Raw genomic sequence first — 1,057 nt, forward strand, 5'->3', positions numbered from 1 at the left:
TTATTTCTGAGATAGAAAAATTTATAAAAAAGTATAAATAATTAACACCGGTAAAAGTAGCTAGTGCTGTATGAAACAAAGAAAAAGTATTTACAAAAAAATAACAGTCGTGTTTAGAAGTGATGTCCAAAACTGTGTCCACCAAATCCACCTTCAAATCCACCGTGGTGTTCCTTAATCAGAATTGGTACTTTCTTTTCAATATAAACTGGTACCTTTACTGGTACTGGAACTTCCTTGTGAACTGGGTAGGGAACTGGCTTGGGCACATGAATAGGTACTTTGACGAGGAAAGGAATCTTGATAGGTACCTTGACTGGGTAAGGCACATGTTTTTCCACAGGATATGGAATGTGCTTCTCTACAGGTACTGGATAAGGTTTTGGCACTAATACGGGATAAGGTTTTTCAACTGGTACTGCAACCTTGACTGGAACTGGTACTGGGACCTTCTTCTCAATAGGTACAGGTACTGGGTGAGGTACTGGATAAGGTACTTCTTTGGTGATGGTTATGGACTTGATATGACCATGTTCGCCACCTCCAAGCTTGAACTGATTGTTTATAGTTATTTTCTATTAAAGCATGATGTGCTCAAGTTACCGTGATCCCTGATCTAAGTAGGATTAAAGTATTTAGTAAAGGAATTTGTAACGGGTTAAATGGTATAATACCTTTAGGAGGTCAGATTATCCCAATTTCTACTGCAGGACTTAATCTTCTATGGAAAAATCCTCAGAAAAAAGAGATAAAAAAGAAAATTTCTGAAATAATAAATAAGATTATACCTCATCGTAAACCAATTGTTACTCTTATAGTATGTAATCCTTGGAAAGTACCTTCTCGAGTAATATCTCGTCATCATTGATATATAATTATTAAGGTGATAAGTATTCCCACTAATAATAAATTTCTTTGTTGTTGATGAAACCATTTAATTAATCCTGATATTAAAGTTATTGCCCCTAAAGCCCCATAAAGAGGCCACGGGCTATTAGTGGTTCATCTGTTCTCAGTTTCGGCAGCGCTTTTCTCGGTTTCTCGCGCTTGTCACAGC

The 1,057-nt window shown here is 36.6% G+C and carries 1 protein-coding gene; it reads right to left on the reverse strand.

Features of this window, described 5'->3' with window-relative positions; genetic code table 11:
* Positions 1-594: 594 nt before the first annotated feature.
* The gene (locus GO014_RS19735; RefSeq protein ID WP_127116301.1) at positions 595-672 is read right to left on the reverse strand and encodes a cytochrome c oxidase subunit 3; all 78 of its coding nucleotides are present in this window, start codon (positions 670-672) and stop codon (positions 595-597) included.
* Positions 673-1,057 lie beyond the last annotated feature (385 nt).

The organism is Devosia marina, assembly GCF_009758415.1.
Classification (GTDB): domain Bacteria; phylum Pseudomonadota; class Alphaproteobacteria; order Rhizobiales; family Devosiaceae; genus Devosia; species Devosia marina.